A 20,561-nucleotide genomic window follows, 5' to 3' on the forward strand; every position below is an offset into this window, starting at 1 on the left:
ACCTGCCGCGCCTACTGACCGACGCGCAGACAGCGCGCGGCAGCGCATGGCCGAAATCGGCATGAGCCATATCCTGCTGTGGTGGGCGGGCGCAGTCACGCGCGGCTGCGGGACTCGATCCGCTTGGGCGACCCGAGCCATCCTGCCCAATGCCAACCCCCGTGATGCGGCTTCTTCCAGGCTGGTTCGAGGACGACAACACGCTTCGCCCGCGCTTCGGCCTGCGCCTGCCCTCATCGCGAGCGTTCCTGAGCCGGAATGCCTGGATCGGACCCGCCGATAGTCCGGTTAAACAGGGTGGACGACACCAGTAAGCTCCGGCGCAGGCGGCTCGATTTTCAAAGTGAGAGCCAGTCTATGCCGTGCTGTTCCGGGCATGTTTATCGAATGTTTCACATGGGCAAGATCAGCACTTCCAGCTGCCCAATCCTCATCGCGAGCAGCGCTGGTAGCCGGTTCCCGTCGGATCCTGCTCGTTATAGTAGCGTCTGAGGGCCCCGTTCGACTGAGGAATCATGTAAACCCTCACCTCCTGACCCGCCACGGCATTCGCGCAGTCGAGAACAAGGAGCTGACGGTCTCCGGTCGGCCGAACCGACTTGATGCCGCAGATTGCCATCGGGGTTCTGAGGCGCTTGCCGGAGACGATGAAGGCCGGCGCGAAAATGTCGACCGGCGTCTTGAACGAGGCGCCTTTCCCGGCGGATGCGTAGACATCCGCACAGTCGCGGCCCTCCAAGACCCAGGCGCCTTGATAGGCGGAGAGACCACCCCCCGCCGCCAGCGCGTCCGACATTCCCGCCGAGGCTGCAAGGCTCAGCCCGAGCGCTGCGGCGCCCACGAAACCTACGACGCCCATCGCGACCTCCTCCGCCAGTCCTATTGGAACATGTGCCGTGTCTGCGCCGGGTGGGGGCCTCTGGCTTGCTGCCGACCCTGGTACTTCGGTTGATTCTCGTGCCGCCATGCGCTGGGCGTCATGCCCGACCAGCGCCGGAACGCGTGGCTGAAGGCCGCGGGTTCGGAAAAGTCCAGGACGGCCGAAATTTGCGACATGTTCATGCTGGTGTCGGCCAGGAGCTGCTTGGCCACTTGGAACTGCGCCTCGACGGCGAGCTGCCTGAACGTGGTGCCCTCGGCCCTCAGGCGACGGCGCAGGGTCCGGAGGTTCACCAGTCTCAGGCGCGCCACCCGCTCAGCCTTGCAGCGCTGTCGCGTGACCTGGGCTCGGAGGAACTGACGAAGCTCATCCGTCAGACTGGAAGATTGTTTGGCCTCAAGCCCGCGGATGCGATCCTCCGTCCTCCGGCGGACCGCCGGATCCGCACCCTCGATGCGCTGTTCGAGGAGTTGGGTTGGGAACACCAGGGCGGCCACCTCCTGGTCAAACCGGATGGGTGCCCGGAAGAAGTCGCCGTAGGGAGCCGTGTCGCGTGGTGCGGAGCGCGGCAGCAGCACCTCCAACAGGGCCCCATCGGAACTGCACAGCACCCGAAGGACGCTGGTCGTCGTGGCGAGTGCCCTCTCCGAATGGAGGGCGGCGCCCTCGGCTTCCGGGCCATAAGGCGCGTAGCTGAGGACGGCCACGTCACTGTCGACCCCGAGCCCGACGACCGCGCCCCAGTTCCGCATGCCGGAATGCGCCTCGAGAGCCCGCAAGGCGTCCCCAATGGTATGCGAGTGGCGCATCAGCAGGCCGAGCAGGCCGAGCGAGGCCAAGGTGGCGCGCTGCCCGATGAGAAGCCCGAGATGCGGGCAGTTCGTCCGTTCGGCCGCGAGGGCGATCAGGCGACCGAGCAAAGCGTAGGGAATGCGCGTCCCGCCACCGTCGAAGAGCCGGGGCTCCAGGCCTGCCTCGGCAAGGAGGTCGGCCGGATTGGCCCCGAGCTCGACGAGGGCGGTGTAGACCGCCTGCGCGACTCCGGGCCTGGTCAATCCAACGGAGGGTGGGTTCCCATCCACCTCAAGGTTTCCAGCCGCTTGAGATGGACCTGAGCGGCCCTCGGTCTGTGGTCCGGCAGCAGAGGACATCGGACATCCCTTGAGGACGCCCCCCTGATGCTAGACTATATCAGGGTAATTAATTTGCGCTAAGAATGACATCGGTACGAACTGCCATTGTACAGGATTTACTATCCTCCGTACATCTTGCGCCACCGCTTCCCTGCGCCTTCGGTCCGTCCCGTCCGATCAAGCCATCGCATCCCGAAGGCGTATAGATTCGCGGTGGTTGGCGCCCTGTCGAGGGCGACCGGGCCTGCCTGCGAGAGGCGAGGCCGGACGGGTGGGCGGCTCCGGAGCGGGCAGGCCCTGACCGTCCATCCGGAGAGGTCGCCGCGCCCCGGGCCCTTTCCTCGGAATGTCGGAGGAGGCCGCTGTGTCGATTGCCGCCATCGAGCAGGCGCCGGGCGAGGCCCGCCAGCACGAGAAGTACGACCGCCTGATCGCGGCCGCCCGGGCGCAGCCGGCCCTGAAGGTGGCGGTCGCCCACCCCTGCGACGAGGCCGCGCTCGGGGCGGTCCTCGACGCCGCGTCCCTCGGGATCATCGAGCCCGTCCTCGTCGGCCCTCAGGCGAAGGTCGCCGCCGCCGCCGCTTCCCTCGGGGTGGATATCGGCGCCTTCCGCCTCGTCGAGGCCGAACACAGCCACGCCGCCGCCGAGACGGCCGTCGCCCTCGTGCGCGCCGGCGAGGCCGAGGCGCTCATGAAGGGCAGCCTCCACACCGACGAATTGATGGCCGCGGTGGTGCGCCGGGACGGCGGCCTGCGGACCGCCCGCCGCCTCAGCCACTGCTTCGTCATGGACGTGCCGGGGCACGCGACGCCCCTGATCGTCACGGACGCCGCCGTCAACATCATGCCCTCGCTGGAGGAGAAGCGCGATATCGTCCAGAACGCCATCGATCTCGCGCATGCCCTCGGCGTCGAGACGGTCCGGGTCGCGATCCTGTCGGCCATGGAGACCGTGAACCCGAAGGTGCCCTCCACGCTCGATGCCGCGGCCCTGTGCAAGATGGCCGACCGGGATCAGATCACCGGGGCTCTCCTCGACGGTCCGCTCGCCCTCGACAACGCCATCGATCTCGGCGCCGCGCGGATCAAGAGGATCCGCTCGGCCGTCGCCGGCCAGGCCAACGTGCTCGTCGTCCCCGATCTCGCGGCGGGCAACATGCTGGCCAAGAGCCTGACCTTCCTGGCCGGCGCGGACGCGGCCGGCATCGTCCTCGGGGCCCGGGTGCCCATCATCCTGACGAGCCGGGCCGATGCACGGCTGACCCGCCTCGCCTCCTGCGCCGTCGCCTCCCTGGTCGCCGCCGCCACCCGCGCGCGACGATCCCTCCCGGAGGTCTAGCCGATGATCCCCGTCCTGCTCGTTCTCAATGCCGGCTCGTCGAGCCTGAAGTTCCAGGTGTTCGAGTTCGGCGCGGCGGAGGATCCGCGCCGCGTCTTCCGCGGCCTGTTCGAGGGGCTCGGCAATGCGCCCCGCCTGTTGATCCGCGACAGCGCCGGCACGATCGTGGCCGAGGAGACCCTTGAGGCCCCGGCCTTCGGGCATGAGGCGGCGCTTCTGCACGTGGCGGCCTGGCTGCGGGCGCACGGCCAGGGCCTCGAACTCGCCGCCGTGGGGCATCGCGTCGTCCATGGCGGGCGAGCCTATGACCGGCCGGTGCGCGTCGACGCGCAGGTGCTGGAGGCTCTCGAACGGCTCGTGCCGCTGGCGCCGCTGCACCAGCCGCACAACCTGGCGCCGGTCCGGATTCTCCGGCGCCGCTTCCCAGACCTGCCGCAGGTCGCCTGCTTCGACACCGCGTTCCACCGCGCGCAGCCGGAGATCGCCCAGCTCTTCGCCGTGCCGCACGCGATGACGGAGAGGGGCGTTCGGCGCTACGGCTTCCACGGCCTGTCCTACGCCCACATCGCCTCGGTGCTGGCGGAATACGACCCCGCCCTCGCCTCCGGCCGCGTCGTGGTCGCGCATCTCGGCAACGGCGCCAGCCTGTGTGCCCTGGAGCGCGGGCGGAGCATCGCGACCACGATGGGCTTCTCCGCCCTCGACGGGCTGCCCATGGGCACGCGCTGCGGCAGCCTCGATGCGGGCGTCGTCTTCTACATGCTGCGGGACATGGGGCTCGGCCCGGAGGAGGCGGAGCGGATGCTCTACACGCAATCCGGCCTTCTCGGGGTCTCCGGCCTGTCGAACGACATGCGCAGGCTGCGCTCCCTCGCGGCGACCGATCCCGATGCCCGGCGGGCCATCGACCTCTTCGTCTACCGGATCGGGCGGGAGTTCGGCTCCCTTGTGGCGGCGCTCGGCGGCCTCGATGCCCTCATCTTCACCGGCGGCATCGGTGAGAACGACGTGGCCACGCGGGCCGAGGTGCTGCGCGGCGCCGCCTGGGCCGGATTCGAGCTCGACGAGGCGGCCAACGCATGCGGCGGCCCGCGCGTGACGCGCGGGCGCGGCCCGGCCGCCTGGGTCGTTCCCGCGGACGAGGAAGTGATGATCGCGCGCGGCACGCGCGAGGTGCTGGGTCAGGTCCAGCGCCAGCCAGCCCTATGAACAACGGGAGCCAGCCATGGAAGCGCTGAAGACGAAGCCGCAGACCGAGCACGAGCTCGGTGACGAGAGCTTCATGTCCGCCGCCGAGCTCGGCGCCTACACGGCCAAGTTGAAGGCCGCCAAGGGCATGAGGGACCTGCAGACCGAGGACCGGGTGAGCAAGGCGCGGGCCGAGCTCATCAAGACTCTGTCCGAGACCATCGAGGTCACGCCCCAGAAGGTGCACGAGATCACCAAGTCGCTCCTGCACAAGCTCCGGATCGCGGCCGAGCAGGGCAAGAACGAACTCCTGGTGATGCGCTTCCCGAACGTGATGTGCAGCGACGGCGGCCGGGCCATCAACAATTCCGAGACCGGTTGGCCCGAGACCCTGACCGGGCGGCCGCGCCAGGCCTTCGAGTTCTGGCGGGACCGTCTGCAGCCCGCCGGCTACGGCCTCAAGGCGATGATCGTCGACTGGCCGGACGGCATGCCGGGCGATGTCGGCTTCTTCCTGACCTGGGCACCGCGCCGCACCTAATCTCCCCTCACGGTCCGGGACGGCAACCATGACCGACATCCAGACGCTTCCCACCGGCCGAGCGGGCGAGAACCCGGCGCCGCCCGACCTGTTTGCCGTGCAGATGCGGGTCGCGGAGGTCTTCCAGGGCCGCTGCGCGTCCGCGGCCCAGAGCTATCTCGACACGATGGGGGCGGCCGGCCGCGCCTGGCTCGAGGCGGCGCAACCGCTCACGCCGCTTCAGGCCTGGGGTGACATCACCCAGTACTGGGGCGACTACGCCCAGCGCTCAATCCTGTTCTGGGACACGCTCCGGCAGCGCGGCAACAATTGGCTGGAGCACGAGAAGGCGGGCAAACCGCCGCTCCTCGCCTTCGATTGGGAGATGGTGGCCGACGCCCGGACCTTCGCGAGGCCGGTCAATTACGCGCTGGTGCGCATCGAAGCGCCTCCGGGCATCCGGACCGACCCCGAGAAGCGGGCCTACGTCATCATCGATCCCCGCGCCGGCCATGGACCCGGCATCGGGGGCTTCAAGGCAGATTCCGAGGTCGGCGTCGCGCTCAAGGCCGGCCACCCCGTCTACGTCGTGATCTTCTTCCCCGAACCGGTCGAGGGGCAGACCCTCGCCGACGTCGCGCTGGCCGAGGCCGAGTTCCTGCGCATCGTGCGCGCCAGGCACCCCGCACGCGGCAAGCCGGTCATCGTCGGCAATTGCCAGGGCGGCTGGGCCGCGATGCTGGTCGGCGCGCTCGATCCGGACTGCGCCGGCCCCATCGTGGTGAACGGCGCCCCGATGTCCTACTGGGCCGGCAACGATGCCGAGAACCCGATGCGCTACGCGGGCGGCATGCTCGGCGGAAGCTGGACGGCGCTCCTCGCGAGCGATCTCGGGGGCGGCCGGTTCGACGGGGCTTATCTCGTCGAGAATTTCGAGTCCCTGAATCCGGCCAACACCTACTTCGAGAAGGCCTACAATCTCTTCACCAAGATCGACACCGAGCCGGAGCGATACCTCGAATTCGAGCGCTGGTGGGGCGGATACTTCCTGATGAACCGCGAGGAGATCCGCTGGATCGTCGACAACCTCTTCGTCGGCAACAAGCTCGCCGCCGGCAGCGCGGAATGGTCCGGCGGCAACGCCGTCGATCTGCGCGCCATCCGTGCGCCGATCATCCTGTTCGCCTCCCTCGCCGACAACATCACCCCGCCGCAGCAGGCCTTCAACTGGGTCGCGGATCTCTACCCGACGACGCAGGAGCTCAAGGCGAGCGGACAGGTAATCGTGGGCCTCATGCACGAGAGCATCGGCCATCTTGGGCTCTTCGTCTCGGCCGCGGTCGCACGGCGGGAGCACGCCCAGATCGTCGATCTGCTCGAATATATCGAGCACCTGCCGCCGGGCCTCTACGGGATGAAGGTCGAGGAGACGCGCTCGAACGGCGCGACCCGCTACGACGTCATCCTGACGGAAAGGCGGGTCGAGGATCTGCAGCAACTGCAGAAATATGCCCGCAAGGACGAGATCCCTTTTGCCGCCGTCGAGGCGGTTTCGGAGGTCAACGCCGCGCTCTACGAAGCCTTCGTGCATCCGGTGCTCGGAGCCCTCATCACGCCGGAGGCCGGGCGGGCCGCCCGCGCCTGCCATCCCCTCCGGGCGCGGCGATGGGCAATCTCGGACCTGAACCCCCTCCTGGCTCCGCTCAAGGGCTGGGCCGAGTTCGCCCGTGCGCATCGGATGCCCCGCGACGAGACGGGCCCGAGCGTCGCCTCGGAGCGGCTTCTCGCGGCCGGCATCACCGCCTCGTGGGACCTCTACCGGCAATTGCGGGACGCGGCGGTCGAGAACCTGTTCTACAACCTTTACGGCCCGATGAGCCTCATGGCCCCGGCCGCACCGGCGGTCGGGACGCCGCTGTCCCGCCCCGGCGGTGAGGCGCGGGCCGTCCAGGAGGCCCTTGCCCGGATCGAGCAGGGCGGGTTCACCGAGGCTGCCGTTCGGGCAGCTCTGCTCGCGGCCCGTCTCGGAACGCGCGAGAAGCGGCTCTCGACCGCCAAGCGCATCCGGGAGCTCGTCGGCCGCGAGGTCGGCATGCTCGACCTCGCGGCCGAGACGGCGCGGCAGGTCGTGCGGCAGCAATCCTACATCGTCGAGCACGAGCCCGAACGCGCGCTGGCAACCTTGCCGACCCTCGTCCGGAGCGCGGACGAGCGTCGGCGCCTCCTCGGCATCCTGGAGCAGCTGAGGGACAACGTGGACCTCGCGCCGGAGCAGTGGGCCATGATGCGCGAACTTCGGCGTCGGCTGGTGCCGGAACAGGCCCCCGAGGCGGGCCCGGCGCCCATCGGCCCATCGGCGCACGCACCCGGTCGCCAAGCCCCCCGGGGCAGGTCGCAGAGGGCTCATCGATGACACGGATCCCCGACGGTCAGGCGCTTCTCGGCAAGCGCGCGCTCGTGCTCGGCGTCGCCAACGCGCATTCCATCGCGTATGGCTGCGCCCGGGTGTTCCACCGGCTCGGGGCACAGATCGCCCTGACCTATCTGAACGAGAAGGCCAGGCCCTTCGTCGAGCCGCTGGCGCGGGAACTGGACGCGCCGATCTTCGCCCCCTGCGACGTCCAGAATCCGGGCGAGCTCGAAGGCGTGTTCGGGCAGATCGCCGAGTGCTGGGGCGGCCTCGACATCGCCCTGCATTCCATCGCCTTCGCGCCCCGGCAGGACCTGCAGGGCAGGCTCGTCGACAGCTCGCCCGAGGGCTTCAGGATCGCCATGGACGTCTCCTGTCATTCCTTCATCCGCATGGCCCGGCTCGCCGAGCCGCTGATGCCGGATGGCGGCACCCTCCTGACCATGAGCTATCATGGTGCCAGCAAGGTCGTGCCGAACTACAACCTGATGGGACCCGTGAAGGCCGCGCTGGAGAGCGCGGTCCGCTACCTCGCCTACGAGCTCGGCAAGCAGGAGATCCGCGTCCACGCGGTCTCACCCGGCCCCCTCAAGACGCGGGCCGCCTCGGGCCTCAAGGATTTCGACCTTCTCCTGGCGGAGGCGGTGCAGCGCTCGCCCATCGGCGAGCTCGTCGACATCGACGATGTCGGCCTCACCGCGGCCTACTTGGCGACGCCCTACGCCGCCCACCTGACCGGCATGACCATCTACGTCGATGGCGGCCTCAGCATCATGGCGTGAACACGCCCGGGCGCGGCCGCGGCCTCGGGCGGGACATAGAGCGGTTTCGTCCTGTGGCGCAGCTCAGACCTTGCGCGCGTCAGAGGTACTTCGCGTGAAGATCGACGGTCGAGCGCTGGCCAACCTCAGCGAATTCACGCGCCAGCCACGATTCTGCCCGGGCCCGTCCGATTCCGTGCAGGTGAAGCAGGAAGTCCAGGTCGGCGTTGAGCTTCGAGGCGACGCCCAGCGTCTGCATGACAGCCTCGGCATCGATCGCGTGGATGCGGATCAACCTCATCGCGTTGCCCCGCAAGGTGCCATCCTCGATCAGCCCGTTGACGAAGCTGATCGCGCGCATCTCGCGCATCAGCGATGAATTGAAGCTGATCTCATTGATCCGGTTCATGATCTCCGGCGCCGTGGTGGGCACGTCCGGGCGATGGATCGGGTTGATGTGCACCACGACGACATCCGCGCAGTCGCACTCATAGATCAGCGGAAAGACAGCGGGATTGCCCATGTAGCCGCCATCCCAGTAATGCTCGCCATCGATTTCGACGGACTGAAACAGGAAGGGCAGACAGGCCGAGGCCAGGACGGCATCGGCACTGATCTCGTCGGATCTGAAGACCCGAACCTTGCCCGTCCGCACGTTGGTGGCTGAGAGAAACAGCTTGACGGCCGACCGGCGGCGCAGCTCCGCGAAGTCGATGCTGCTCTCCAGCACCTGCCGGAGCGGGTTATAGTTCAGCGGGTTCGACTGGTAGGGCGAGACGATGCGGGTCAGGGCATCGAAGAGTGGAAAGGCGGCCGACATCTCAAGTCCGTAATTGCCGAAGAAGCGGTCCCAGGGAGAGGGCTGGAGCGGACTGAACAAGGCGGCGCGTGCGATCCCTCGCCAGAACGCGTCGAGAGCCTGCCGCGCGCCTTCGCGCCCCCCAACCGTCAATCCGTAGGCGAGAACCACGGCGTTCATCGCCCCGGCGCTCGTCGCGCTGATGCCTTCGATGGCGAGGCCCTCTTCCTCGAGCAGACGGTCGAGGGCGCCCCAAGCGAAGGCGCCGTGCGCTCCGCCGCCCTGAAGGGCGAGATTGACGGACTTGACCCCGTCCGGGGCGGCGCCGGTGGTGAGCCGGTCCACTTCCGCGCGCTTGGCCATGCTGGGGGCTCCACTTCGCAGATCGGACACAAGCGCCTGTCACCGACATCTTAGCGGAGCCGCGACACCTCTTGAGTGTGCCACGCCCGCAGCCGCACTCTGCTGCCGAGCCTCGGCGACCACAACGGCCGTGCCGGTCCCCGCCTTGACCTCTGGCCGGCTTCTGCAACGTCTGCGCGTGCTGCCCCCTTGCGGACATTGAGCGTGGCTCATCCGGAGGTCCGCTTTCGGACGGATCGTGTCGAAGGACTCGGGGCCGGGTCGGAGCCGCACCGCCGAGGGATCCGATCGGAAAGGTTTCTGCGATCGGATCGGCGGGACGTTGGCACACCTTCGGAGTTGCGGAGCCGCCACGTCATTGCCGCGTGCGCGAACGCTTGCCCGCCTCCGCCGTTCTCAGATTATGCGACCACCCTTGATCACCTGGCTCCAAGATCATGTCGCTGACGTTCCCCTTCGCGGCTTCACCGGACGGGCCGGCGACGTCATCGTCGGCCGCTGCGAGTATGACGGGTCGAACCGGCTCTGGACCTGGTGGACCCCGCTGGCGGAGGATGTCTGGGGGCACGCGCCCAATGCCGAAGCGGCGCAGCAGCATTGTGAGCTCTGGTTGCGAGACTGGTTGGAGAACTTCCGGGGGTTCTTCGTCACGTCGTGAACGGGCCAAAAGCCGAGCGTCCCCGGCTTGGGCTCTGCAGGCACAGCTCACGAGGCGAGCAAGCCTCGGACGCCCCTCCAAGGCGGCTTCGCAACACAATCCCAAGGTCCTGAGAACGCGGAAACCTCCTTGCCTCCGGCGATCGACGGGGAAGGCGAAGCGATCGCCTCGCCACTTTCATTCGATAAGCTGCTAAGCGCGATCAGAACTATGCGTTTCCTTCCGCCAGCCGAAGGGAGCAGCCTTCGACCTGAGGGAAGCTCGCCCCCTCCTGCGCGGGGATGACTCGCGCGGGGCGCGGGCGGCCGGAGCGTGGCAGGGGCCACGTTGACGGGCGGTGGCGTCTGCGGGAACGACCCATGCGCGGACAGACGAGGGGCGGGGCGATGCGTTATCCGGATCTCGAGATCGACCTGCTGCGCGCCTTCGTGGCCGTGGCCGAGACCGGCAGCTTCACCGCGGCCGCCGACGTAGTGCACCGCTCGCAATCCGCGGTGAGCCAGAAGGTGCTGCGCCTCGAAGAGATCCTGGGACGGCGGGTCTTCGACCGGACCAGCCGCACGCTCGGCCTGACGCCCGACGGCGAGCGCCTGCTGGCGGCGGCGCGCCAGATGCTGGAATTCAACGACCGGATCATGCGCACGTGGCGCGAACCGGCGGCCACTGGCACCCTGCGCCTCGGCGTTTCGGAGGATTTCATCCCGGGCCAGCTGCCGAAGCTGCTGGCCCGGTTCGGGCGCCTCTATCCGGATCTGCACATCGACCTGATGACGGGCCTGAGCTGCACCCTGCTGGAGGCCTATGACGAGAAACGCCTGGACGCGGTCATCGCCAAGCGCGGCGGCGCCAACAGCCGAGGGCGGGTGATCTGGCGCGAGCCGCTCGTCTGGCTCGCCGCGGCCGACCACGAGCCGGACTTCAGCAAGCCGGCCCGGCTGGTGATGCTGGCGCCGCCCTGCAGCTACCGCGAGCTGATGATCGCGGCCCTCGATTCGGTGCGCCGGGACTGGGTCGCCGCCTGCACGGCGAGCAGCCTGATGGGCGTGCAGGCCGCCGTCGCGGGCGGGCTCGGGGTGACGCTGCTCGGCCGGTCCTTCGTGCAGGAGGGCCTGCAGATCCTGCGCGCGCCGGAGCTCTGGCCTGCCCTGCCCATGACCGAGGTGACGGTGCTCGGCGAGGACCGGGCGCCCGACCTTGTCGCTCCGCTGATCACCTTCCTGAGCCAGAGCCTCGCCGGCCACGACGCCCTGACGCTCGCGGCCTGATCGTTGGCGCGCGGATGGAGACCCGAATGCCGATCCCGATGCCGAACGGATGCGAGGCGGTCCTGCTCGACCTCGACGGCACCCTCGTGGACAGCCTCGACGATCTCACCGACGCCGTGAACGCGCTCCTCGCCGAGGAGGGGCTGCCGGGGATCGATCGCGTCCGGACGCGGGCGATGGTGGGCGACGGCGCCGGCAAGCTCGTCGAGCGGGCGCTGCGGGCGAACGGCGGCGACGCGGGGACGGCCCCCGCGTTGGTCCCGCGGTTCCTGGCCGTCTACGCGCCCGTCGCGACGCGGCGGACCCGCGCCTTCCCGGGTGTGGCGCCCGCGCTGCAAACGCTCGCCTGCGCTGGCATCGCGCTTGCCGTGGTGACGAACAAGCCCGAGGCCGTCGCCCGCACGATCCTGGCGGATCTCGGCCTCGACGCCTGCATCGCCGTGGTGGTGGGCGGCGACACCCTCCAGCAGCGCAAGCCCGCACCCGAACCGCTTCACGCGGCTCTCAGCCGCCTCGGGCCATCATGGTCGGGGACAACCGCCAAGACGTCGAGGCCGCCCGTGCGGCCGGCCTGCGCGCAATCGTCGTATCCTACGGCTACAGCCACGGGCCCGTCGCCGAGCTCGGGGCCGACGCCGTCATCGACGTCTTCGCGGAGCTCCCGGCCCTGTGCGGGGTGCGGTGATCGGGGCTCGAATTCAGGGCTCGAATTCAGGGCTTGGCCGCGTTGCGGGCCATGAAGGTCTCCGGCGAGCCGTCCTCAGGGTTCACGAAGACGATGTCGGTGGGCGCGCGCCGCGGCGTGTCCACCGAGAGGAAGACGACGGGCTCCTCCAGGATCGTCGGCAAGGCGTGCACCGTGCCCCGCGCGAAGAACAGGAGCTCGCCCGGGCCGAATGCCGCCTCGGTGCCCGCATCCTCCATCCAGAAGGTGCCGCGGCCCGACAGCACGTAGAGGTACTCGTCGCAGGTCGCGTGGGAGTGCGGCGGCGTCGGCCTGTAGACGCGGAAGACCCGCGCGCTCGCCGCCTCGCGGTCCGTCAGGTAGGTGTCGACCAGCAGCGTCTCCGCCGATGCCGGCAGCGCCGCCGCGATCGCCTTGACGTCGAATCGACCGGCATTCCGCGTGTGCGACATCAATCCCCTCCTCCGTCGAGGCTTTCCGGCGCCGGTTCGGCACCGGAGAGCCGGATGCCCCCTCAGGCCCATCCTTCGAGCACGATCTTGCCCTTGGCCCGCCCGCTCTCGATGAGCGCGTGGGCGCGGCGCAGGTTGGCCGCCGAGATCGGCCCGAAGCTCTCCGCGAAAGTGGTCCTGAGCGTGCCGGCGTCCACCAGGCGCGCGACCTCGTCGAGGAGCCGGCCCTGCTCGGCGATGTCGGCGGTGGAGAACATCGAGCGGGTGAACATGAACTCCCAGTGCACGGACACGCTCTTGCGCTTGCACGGCAGGATGTCGAGGCTCGCCGGGTCGTCGATCAGCGCGAACCGGCCTTGCGGCGCGATCAGCTCGGCGATCTCGGCAAGGTGTCGGTCGGTGTTGGTCGTCGAGAAGACGAAGCCCGGCGCCCCGAGCCCCAGCGCCGCGATCTCGGCCGCCAGGGGCCGGCCGTGATCGATCACGTGGTGCGCGCCGAGCGCCCGGCTCCAGGCCGCCGTCTCCGGCCGCGACGCCGTGGCGATCACCGTCAGGTCGGTGAGCTGCCGGGCGAGCTGCGTCGCGATCGAGCCGACGCCGCCCGCGCCGCCGACGATCAGGATCGCGTTCGCGGCACCCGGCACGGCTTTGCGCAGGTCGAGCCGGTCGAACAGCGCCTCCCAGGCGGTGATGGCGGTGAGCGGCAGGGCCGCGGCCTCGGCGATCGAGAGCGAGGCAGGCTTGTGCCCGACGATCCGCGCGTCGACGCAGTGCAGCTCGGCATTCGTGCCGGGCCGGCCGAGAGCGCCCGCGTAGAACACCGCGTCGCCCGGCCGGAACCGACCGGCCTCGGCTCCCACGGCCTCGACCAATCCGACGGCGTCGTAGCCGAGGATGTGGGGTTGGCCTTCGGCCGGCGTGACGCGGGCGCGGACCTTGGTGTCGACCGGGTTGACCGAGACGGCCTGGACCCGGACGAGCAGGTCGTGCGGGCCCGGGCTCGGCGCCGCGATGTCGAGATCGACCAGGGCTTGGTCGTTCTCGACGGGCAAGGATGCGTAGAAGCCGACGGCTCTCATGGCTTAAGTCCTCTCGGTTGGAAACGATCAGGAGCGGGAGCGGCGGGCGGGGCCGACGCTCGCCGCGACGCCGATCACGATCGCGCCGCGGATCAGGTCGAGGCCCGGACACCCGTGCAAGGTCAGGGTCGAGAGGCCGAGCCCGGTGACCGGCACCGCCAGCATCAGGGTCGACATCGCACTCGCCGGGAGCCGGGCGCTCCCGAGCCCGAGCGTCATCATCGGCCAGTTGGGACCCCAGAGGAGCATCGCACGGCCGAGCGGGACCACCGAGCCGGCCCGATCCCGCAGGCCCGGCACCATCCCGCCCGCACGCCCGTCCGCGAGGTCGCGGAAGGCCGATGAGAGGCGACGCTTGCTGAGGCGGACATGGCTGGCCTCGTCTGGAACGGCAACAGGGTTCGGGCGCATCTCGATGCTTGGGCCTGCGGCGCGTCGTTGACGACCGCGCCCGACGGGTATGCTGCCGGATGCGCGATCCGATAAGCGCATAGTTCTGATCGTTAGGATCAGGATTCCCGCTAGATCCGCCGCGCAGGTCGGTGTCGGCCGGCCCGGATGAACGCGGTACGGGACCGAAGCCCCGTATGGATGCTTATCGTGCGATCCGCCGTGCCGGGCTGCCCTTGGGATCCGTCATGGCGGCTGGCGGGGATGCGGCTGATCGCGCCGGTCACGCTGGTCGCTTCGGTCGTGAGGGCGACGGCGCTGCCGAAGAGGCCGCTCGGGGCCGGGATGGCGACGCCGCTACGGACGTGCCGGACGGTGGACGGGTGCGGTCACGCCGAAGACCGAACCGCGGTCTCGACGGGAGCGCACGTCGATCGGGTGCGCGAGCGCCAGAGCAATCTGGCGGACGATGTGCAGGTTGAGCCCGAAGCCGGCCCCCGTCGCGGCGTCCGGCTCGGTCGAAGGCATCGAAGATATTCGCGAGGCGTTCGGGCCCGTTGTCGTGCACCGCGATCGTGATGTGCCCCTGCCTGCGCCGACACCCGACGACCACGCGGCCGCCCAGCCCCGCATGTTTCACGGCGTCGCCCACGAGGTTGCGCAGGATCGTCATGAGCATCGCGGCCTCGCTGCTGACCTGCAGCGCCGTCACGCGAACCTGCAGGCTCACCCCGGCGGCATCGGCGTCGGGCTGCCATTCGGCCGCGATCGTGGCCAGGAGCGGGGCCAGCGGGACCGGGCCGAGCCGGGGGAACAGCGAGGGTCATCACAGGAGGGAGGACGGAGCGGTCTCAGTAAAAGGATCGCCCCATTGTCTCCGCTGCGTTGATCAGGAGCGCCCGTGGGTCGGGCGTGCCTCACCTCAGGCCCGTTGGGACCGTTTCGCTCAGGAAGGCGAACTGAGGGAACCGCTCGACCATTCGAGCCATTCGAAACGACAGCTGCATCGACGGGGTGAGTGGAGCGGGCGATCGGGATCGAACCGACGACATTCAGCTTGGGAAGCTGTTGCTTCGTTGCTCCTGACAAACATGGTGGCGGCAAGCCGCTGAGAGCGGTAGCAATTTTCTATCACTTCTCTCATACCTAACTCATACCTCTGTGTGAGACGGTCTGTGAGACGCGCGATGGCGAAAACCTCCGAAATTGACAGCGCCGCGAAGCGAGGAAGGCTGCCGCACGCCAAGAACCCTTATTGGACCGGCATCGCCGGCGGACGGGGCGGTGTGTCCTTGGGCTACAGGAAGCCGAAGCGTGGACCGGGCACTTGGATTGTGAAGTTGGTCCTTGACGGTCAGCGGAAGGAAGAGCGTCTAGCGGAGGCTGCCGACGACGGGGCAGCCGCGGAAGCGCTGAGCTATCCAGCTGCCGTGACGGCCGCGATGACGTGGGCGCGCCAAGTAGTCGCGAAGGCTGAAGGGCAGCAGGCTGGTGTCAGCTCGGATGCCCCTCTGACGGTCGCGGCTGCGATGGATGAGTACGCCGATGCCCACGAGGCGCGGAAGGCGACGCCGCGGAACTACATGCGCGGCACGTTAAAGAGGCACGTTCACTCAGACGTGGTCTTCGCCGACATCCCGCTAGCGAAACTGACTGCTGAAGCCATTCTCGCCTGGCGCCGGCGGCTCGCCCCGAACTTGTCGAAGCGATCCGTGAACTGGATCCTCACCGTCGCTCGAGCCGGCTTGAACCACGCCCTCAACACGCATCGACGCTCACTGCCGGCGACGCTGGCATCTGAGATCAAGGTCGGCACGAAGGCCATTCCCGGTGACACCAACGCCCGCAAGCAAGTGCTCCCGGATGCGGATGTCCGTCGCTTGGTCGACAGTGCTTTCGCGGTCGACGACACCGGCGATTTTGGGCGGCTCATCCTCGTGATGGCAGCGACGGGCGCACGGTTCTCGCAGGTCGCGCGCATCAAGGTCGGAGACGTCCAGGTTGCTCGGTCGCGCATCATGGTGCCGCCTGCCCGGAAGGGGAAAGAGGCCGGATCGCCCTCCCCGATCGCTGTTCCCGTGGGCGGAGATGTCATTGAGCGTCTGAAGCCTGCGCTGACCGGCAGGCGTGGGCAGGAGACGTTGCTCCTGCACTGGCATCACGCGAAGCGGAAAGGGTCTGTCGCTTGGGTGCCGGTCGAGCGTCAGCCCTGGCCGGAGGCGACGACGGCGCGCCGGCACTGGAACGCAGCGCGCGATCATGCCGAACTGCCCGAGAGCACGGTGATGCTGTGCCTGCGCCACAGCTCGATCGTGCGAGGCCTCAGCGCCGGATTGCCGGTGCGCCTCGTCGCGGCTCTCCACGACACCAGCGTGGAGATGATCGAGCAACACTACTCTGCCTTCATCGTCGATGCGACCGAGGAACTCGCGCGGCGCGCAATCACTCCTCTGGCGCCAGTTGAGGCGACGCCACTGCTCACGGTTGCTGGCGCTGCCGCATGAGCGGCTCGCGAAAACTTCCACCCGCCGACCTAACGCGACCGAAGCGGACCCGGAAGCGGGAGCAATACGAGGGTTGGGTGTTGCCGAAGATGGTCCAGGATCCAACGACCGGCGAGTGGGTCCGTCCCTTCGGGCCCAAGCAATTCGTCACGAAGCCGAGGAAGGGCAGACCGCATCTCACGACAGGCGAAGCCATGTCGCGCCTGATCGACGCCGAGGTGGCGATGCGCGGCACTGACGCATTGTCGCGAAAGCCGAAGACCGATTTGGCCGCGGGCTTGGCTGGTCCCGATGGAGCAGATGTCGAACGGGTAGCCCGGTGGATGCGCGATCCCACACGCGGACTGCGGCCGTGGCGTAAAAAACCAAGTTAAAACAGCGGCTTGCTCGCCCGATTTTTCCGCCGCCGTCTTTGCTCGCAGTCCTGTCTGTCATGTCTGATGATGTTGTCAGACAAATCAGACGGGCAGCAGCGATGAAGCAACATTCGGCTAACGCAAAGGCACCCCAGGCACGGTCTCGCTCCATCGAAACTCTGCCTTGGGACAAGCGACCACACGTGCAGATGGCTTTGGCGTCCGAGGTCAGCGGCGTTTCGCCTGCTACCCTCTACAGCGTTGCTGCCAGCGGCGGTCTGAAGCTCTTCAAGCTCGCTGGACGGACGCTCGTTGATACCGCCAGCCTGAAGGCGCTGATCGCCAGCCGCCAGGCTTGGACGCCCTCCAATCGTGGCGCAGCGGCCCGGGCCAAGCGCTCTGAAGTCGCCCGCATGTCCCTGCGGTGAGACGCGTCACCTCAACGTCCGAGCTCGCGGCCTGACGCCGGCCGCCTCGAAAAAAAAACTGCCTGCCAAGACCTGCCCGGAAACGAGCAACGGCGGCCTTCCCGCGCCATCGGGAAGCCGCCGCCTCAACTCTTCAACTCAGGCACGAGCGCTTGTGCAGAGCAGCTCGGCAGGAAATATCTATGGATCGCAGCATTGTAACTCGCGATGGCGAGCCCGTACAGTCCGACGACCTGCCTATACAGGCCGATACAGGCTCCGCGGCCCCGGTCGCCGGTCATGGGCGGGGGATCAATCCGTTTCGGAAGTTATGGGAGATGGGCTACAGGCGCCTCGTCCCCATCGTACCGCCTTTGGCGGAGCTGTCGCCGCACTCGTCGATCTCCCGCCGGCCTCAGTCCCGCGGCAAGGCGGTCGGCGAACTCGGACAGCACGGCTGGCGTGGGTTCAACTGGCACCAGCACGAAACCTGCGAAGCCGATCTGATCCGCTGGTTCACCATGGAGGCTGGTGTCGGTGTCAGGACCGGCGAAGGCCTCATCGCCATCGACATCGACAGTCTGGCACCAGAGCTATCTGAGAAAGCGCGGGCCGCCGCCGTCGAGATCCTCGGCCCCGCGCCACAGCGGGTGGGGCGAGCACCGAAGGTTCTTCTGCTCTACCGCATCACAGAGCCAATGGCCTACGAGCGGGTGGAGTTCACCGGCCAGGAAGGCAAGCGTGAGCGGGTCGAGATGCTCAGCGAGGGCCGGCAAGCGGTCTTGGGCGGCATCCATCCCCACACGCTCCAGCCTTACTCGTGGCCCGAGCGATTGAAGCCCTTTGACGAGCTCACCATCGTCACACCCGAGAAGGTGAAGGCGTACTTCGCCCGGTTGGCTGAGATCCTGCCAGAGGCGACGGTCCCGAGCTTCAATCATCCCAACTCCGAAAAGGTCCTACCGCTCGAGGATCTCATTGGGACAGTCGACGCGGTGCGTAAGGCTGTCCAGGCCATCCCCAACGATACTCGCGATCGCGAGGGCTACATCTGGCTCGGCATCGCCATCAAAACGGCTCTGCCCCACGATCCGGAAGCCGCTTTCGACATCTTCTGGGATTGGTGCGCCAAGTGGACGGCGGGAACCAAGGATCTCAACAACGCTATCTCCGACTTCGGTGGGTTCTTTCCCGGCCGGGTGCTCGGGGCGTCTTACCTCTATAAGCGCGCCGCCAGATACACCGGCGAGAACATGATGCCGGAGGACAAGTTCTTCGAGCCGATCACTGGCGAGCTCGAAACCGGCCCGGCACCAACACCGAAGGTCCAGGCATCCGATACCTTCACGCTGCTCGGCCTCGACGGCCTGCTGCACATGCCGGATCCTGTGTACCTCGTCGACCGGCACTTACCGGAGGCATCCTTGGGCTTCCTCTACGGTGACCCCGGCACCGGCAAGAGCTTCATCGCCCTCGATTGGGCCCTGCACATCGCGTTCGGCCTGAAGGCCTGGCACGGTGATCCGATCTTGGCGCCGGCCGGCGCCCATGTCGTCTACATCGCGGGAGAGGGCGTGGCCGGTCTCAAGCTCCGCGTACAGGCTTGGATGCACCGACATAATGTCGTCGGCGCAGACGCCCGGTTCTCGTTACTCAGGCACAGCGTCGACCTGATGGACAAGGAGCAGGTGCTGAAGCTGGCGCGGACGATCCGCGCCGACGCGTTTGGCACTGTCTTGGTGGTGGTCGATACGGTGTCGCGCTCGATGCCAGGGGCGGAGGAGAACCAACAGAAGGAGATGACGCGCTTCGTCGACGCCTGTGACGTGATCCGCACCGAGTTTCAGTGCGTCGTGCTGGGTGTCCACCATGCGGCAAAGCAAGGCGGTCGTATGCGCGGCTCGACTGTGCTGTCCGCGGCGGGCGACTTCGTGTTCAAGCTCGAACGCAAGCCCGGGAAGCCGGTCGGTCGGCTGCTCAGCGAGAAACAGAAGGACGCGCCGGACGGCTGGTCGGAGCCATACCGCTTTGACGTCGTGAAGCTTCCAGACGGCAAGGACAGTGTTGTGGTGTCGCGGTGCCTGACGTCGGATGGCAACGGCGCGCCGGTGCCTGTTGAACAAGAGGAACGGATCCTCGAATCGATCGACGCTGCATGGCGCTCAAAGGATCCGTGGGGGCAGAACTCGCGAAGCCGCGACCGCTATGCGGTGACACGGCTCGTCAAAGAATTCGGGGTGGATGCGGACCGAGCCAAGGAGCTTCTCCAGACCTGGCTGGATATGGGCGCCATCGCCATCGACACGGTGGACAGCCACTCGAAGCGGAAGGGATATCGCCGGGTGCAAGAAGTACCAGAGGCCTTCCCGTCCGGAAGTGTTTTCGACTGATTGGCTGCGGAGCCCCTGCGGAGCTTGAACCGGCCTTTGCGGAGGTTCGCCGCTAAGTCATTGATTTCATTATGCGGAGGTCGCTTTGCGGAAGTCGTTGCGGAAGTCCTGCGGAGCTGCGGAGCAGGCATCGTAAGTCATTGATTTTGCTTGCGGAGGTTGTGCGGAGGTTCATCTGCGGAGGTGCGGAAGTCGCCTATACTACGTATCCGGGGGCGGCGACCGCTCCGCGCCAGCCTGCGGGCCGCCTGCCCCCTCTCGTGCGTACTGGTCGGTGGCACCGCCAACAATCAGGTTTTTGAGATTGCCGGTTCGACAAATTGTCGGGGCCCTCAACGTGGGGCCGCACTGAACAACGATTGGCGCCTGAGCGTTGAACACGGTAACATGATACCTCACGCCGTTTAGGAAAGTTCAGGGTTCATGGGGGCGCACACCTGCACACATCTCGTCTGGGCGAAATCGCCCGAGTGGCGCGCCATCGCCCGTGCTGCCATCCTCAAGCACCACGCGGAGCGGCACCTGCTGCCGAAGTGCGGGGCAAAGCGAAAGTCGACCGGCACGCCCTGCCAGAGCCTGCCCGCGAAGGGACGCACGCGCTGCCGCCTACACGGTGGCGCCACTCCATGCGGTTCCGGCCCCGCCGGCTGGCACACGCCGGGCTTTCCGCTCGGCCTCGGCATGCCGACCGGCAAGGCTCGCAGCGACGCACAGAAGCGCAGGCGCGCCTTCGCGACCATCGCCCGCGTCGAGGAAATGAGCCCCGACGAGCGCGCCCGCTACGTGGCCTGGCAGGCCTCTCACAAGCCCGGCAGCGCCACGGCGCGGGCTCGGCGCCGCGCCGACCGCAAGGCCGCTCAGTGGCTGCAGGATCTCATGGCAGGCAAGGGCCTGGAGCCGAAGGCTCCTCGCCAACGCAAGGCGAAACCGCCCACCCTTCGTCGCGCTCTGCGCGAAGGGCTCGGCGTCTTTGGCTAGGAGC

Annotated in this window: 19 protein-coding genes and 3 pseudogenes; 14 read left to right on the forward strand and 8 right to left on the reverse strand. The window is 68.0% G+C overall.

Going from position 1 to position 20,561, the window contains the following annotated elements; all coding sequences use genetic code 11:
• Positions 1-430: 430 nt before the first annotated feature.
• Positions 431-859, reverse strand: coding sequence for a hypothetical protein (locus F6X53_RS24720; RefSeq protein WP_151003325.1), 429 nt, complete (start codon positions 857-859; stop codon positions 431-433).
• Between the two features lie 20 nt (positions 860-879).
• Positions 880-1,935 carry an AraC family transcriptional regulator gene (locus tag F6X53_RS24725; protein ID WP_238296640.1) on the reverse strand — a complete coding sequence of 352 codons (1,056 nt, stop codon included), beginning with the start codon at positions 1,933-1,935 and terminating at the stop codon, positions 880-882.
• A 424-nt stretch (positions 1,936-2,359) separates the two neighbouring features.
• On the opposite strand from F6X53_RS24725, the gene F6X53_RS24730 reads away from it, so the two are divergent.
• Genes F6X53_RS24730 through fabI form a run of 5 tightly spaced genes read left to right on the forward strand, consistent with a single transcriptional unit; the run spans position 2,360 to position 8,252 of the window.
• Positions 2,360-3,352 (forward strand): phosphate acetyltransferase, encoded by a 993-nt coding sequence (locus tag F6X53_RS24730; RefSeq protein ID WP_191970983.1) that lies wholly within the window; start codon positions 2,360-2,362, stop codon positions 3,350-3,352.
• Positions 3,353-3,355: 3 nt separating this feature from the next.
• On the forward strand, positions 3,356-4,561 hold the full coding sequence (locus F6X53_RS24735) for an acetate/propionate family kinase (protein ID WP_151003332.1): 1,206 nt from the start codon (positions 3,356-3,358) through the stop codon (positions 4,559-4,561).
• A 16-nt stretch (positions 4,562-4,577) separates the two neighbouring features.
• Positions 4,578-5,081 (forward strand): hypothetical protein, encoded by a 504-nt coding sequence (locus tag F6X53_RS24740; RefSeq protein ID WP_151003334.1) that lies wholly within the window; start codon positions 4,578-4,580, stop codon positions 5,079-5,081.
• A gap of 28 nt (positions 5,082-5,109) precedes the next feature.
• Positions 5,110-7,473 carry a DUF3141 domain-containing protein gene (locus F6X53_RS24745; RefSeq protein WP_151003336.1) on the forward strand — a complete coding sequence of 788 codons (2,364 nt, stop codon included), beginning with the start codon at positions 5,110-5,112 and terminating at the stop codon, positions 7,471-7,473.
• On the forward strand, positions 7,470-8,252 hold the full coding sequence (fabI, locus tag F6X53_RS24750; RefSeq protein WP_151003337.1) for an enoyl-ACP reductase FabI: 783 nt from the start codon (positions 7,470-7,472) through the stop codon (positions 8,250-8,252). The genes F6X53_RS24745 and fabI overlap by 4 nt, the downstream gene beginning before the upstream one ends.
• A gap of 79 nt (positions 8,253-8,331) precedes the next feature.
• On the opposite strand, the gene F6X53_RS24755 is transcribed toward fabI, so the two are convergent.
• A complete protein-coding gene (locus tag F6X53_RS24755; RefSeq protein WP_151003339.1) occupies positions 8,332-9,393 on the reverse strand; it encodes a patatin-like phospholipase family protein in 1,062 nt (353 codons plus the stop codon).
• A 403-nt stretch (positions 9,394-9,796) separates the two neighbouring features.
• Here F6X53_RS24755 and F6X53_RS24760 point away from each other — a divergent pair, with 403 nt between their 5' ends.
• From F6X53_RS24760 to F6X53_RS33390, 4 genes and pseudogenes are all read left to right on the forward strand, one after another.
• Positions 9,797-10,051: a hypothetical protein gene (locus tag F6X53_RS24760; protein ID WP_151003341.1), complete on the forward strand. Its 255-nt coding sequence runs from the start codon at positions 9,797-9,799 to the stop codon at positions 10,049-10,051.
• A 386-nt stretch (positions 10,052-10,437) separates the two neighbouring features.
• Positions 10,438-11,316, forward strand: a complete 879-nt coding sequence (locus F6X53_RS24765) for a LysR substrate-binding domain-containing protein (RefSeq protein ID WP_151003343.1) — start codon at positions 10,438-10,440, stop codon at positions 11,314-11,316.
• Positions 11,317-11,354: 38 nt separating this feature from the next.
• Positions 11,355-11,780 (forward strand): annotated as a pseudogene (locus F6X53_RS33385) (HAD family hydrolase); the annotation flags it as partial.
• 59 nt (positions 11,781-11,839) lie between these two features.
• Positions 11,840-12,001 (forward strand): HAD hydrolase-like protein, encoded by a 162-nt coding sequence (locus F6X53_RS33390; RefSeq protein ID WP_238296915.1) that lies wholly within the window; start codon positions 11,840-11,842, stop codon positions 11,999-12,001.
• 26 nt (positions 12,002-12,027) lie between these two features.
• Here F6X53_RS33390 and F6X53_RS24775 read toward each other — a convergent pair whose 3' ends face one another.
• From F6X53_RS24775 to F6X53_RS33875, 5 genes and pseudogenes are all read right to left on the reverse strand, one after another.
• Entirely contained in the window at positions 12,028-12,453 is a 426-nt protein-coding gene (locus tag F6X53_RS24775) for a cupin domain-containing protein (RefSeq protein WP_151003345.1), read from the reverse strand.
• Positions 12,454-12,515: 62 nt separating this feature from the next.
• Complete coding sequence (locus F6X53_RS24780; protein ID WP_151003346.1) at positions 12,516-13,532, reverse strand: zinc-binding alcohol dehydrogenase family protein; 1,017 nt, start codon at positions 13,530-13,532, stop codon at positions 12,516-12,518.
• A 27-nt stretch (positions 13,533-13,559) separates the two neighbouring features.
• A pseudogene (locus tag F6X53_RS24785) lies at positions 13,560-13,733 on the reverse strand (EamA family transporter); the annotation flags it as partial.
• Between the two features lie 546 nt (positions 13,734-14,279).
• Positions 14,280-14,450, reverse strand: coding sequence for a hypothetical protein (locus F6X53_RS33395; protein ID WP_238296911.1), 171 nt, complete (start codon positions 14,448-14,450; stop codon positions 14,280-14,282).
• A gap of 28 nt (positions 14,451-14,478) precedes the next feature.
• Positions 14,479-14,601: pseudogene (locus F6X53_RS33875) on the reverse strand (sensor histidine kinase); the annotation flags it as partial.
• Between the two features lie 508 nt (positions 14,602-15,109).
• Here F6X53_RS33875 and F6X53_RS24795 point away from each other — a divergent pair.
• From F6X53_RS24795 to F6X53_RS24815, 5 genes are all read left to right on the forward strand, one after another.
• Positions 15,110-16,426 carry a tyrosine-type recombinase/integrase gene (locus F6X53_RS24795; protein WP_151003348.1) on the forward strand — a complete coding sequence of 439 codons (1,317 nt, stop codon included), beginning with the start codon at positions 15,110-15,112 and terminating at the stop codon, positions 16,424-16,426.
• Positions 16,427-16,620: 194 nt separating this feature from the next.
• Positions 16,621-16,800, forward strand: a complete 180-nt coding sequence (locus tag F6X53_RS24800; RefSeq protein WP_151003350.1) for a hypothetical protein — start codon at positions 16,621-16,623, stop codon at positions 16,798-16,800.
• A 185-nt stretch (positions 16,801-16,985) separates the two neighbouring features.
• Positions 16,986-17,210 (forward strand): helix-turn-helix domain-containing protein, encoded by a 225-nt coding sequence (locus F6X53_RS24805; protein ID WP_151003352.1) that lies wholly within the window; start codon positions 16,986-16,988, stop codon positions 17,208-17,210.
• A 182-nt stretch (positions 17,211-17,392) separates the two neighbouring features.
• Positions 17,393-19,579, forward strand: coding sequence for an AAA family ATPase (locus tag F6X53_RS24810; RefSeq protein WP_151003354.1), 2,187 nt, complete (start codon positions 17,393-17,395; stop codon positions 19,577-19,579).
• A gap of 423 nt (positions 19,580-20,002) precedes the next feature.
• Entirely contained in the window at positions 20,003-20,557 is a 555-nt protein-coding gene (locus F6X53_RS24815; RefSeq protein ID WP_151003356.1) for an HGGxSTG domain-containing protein, read from the forward strand.
• Positions 20,558-20,561: the final 4 nt, after the last annotated feature.

This window comes from Methylobacterium soli (genome assembly GCF_008806385.1).
Lineage (GTDB): Bacteria > Pseudomonadota > Alphaproteobacteria > Rhizobiales > Beijerinckiaceae > Methylobacterium > Methylobacterium soli.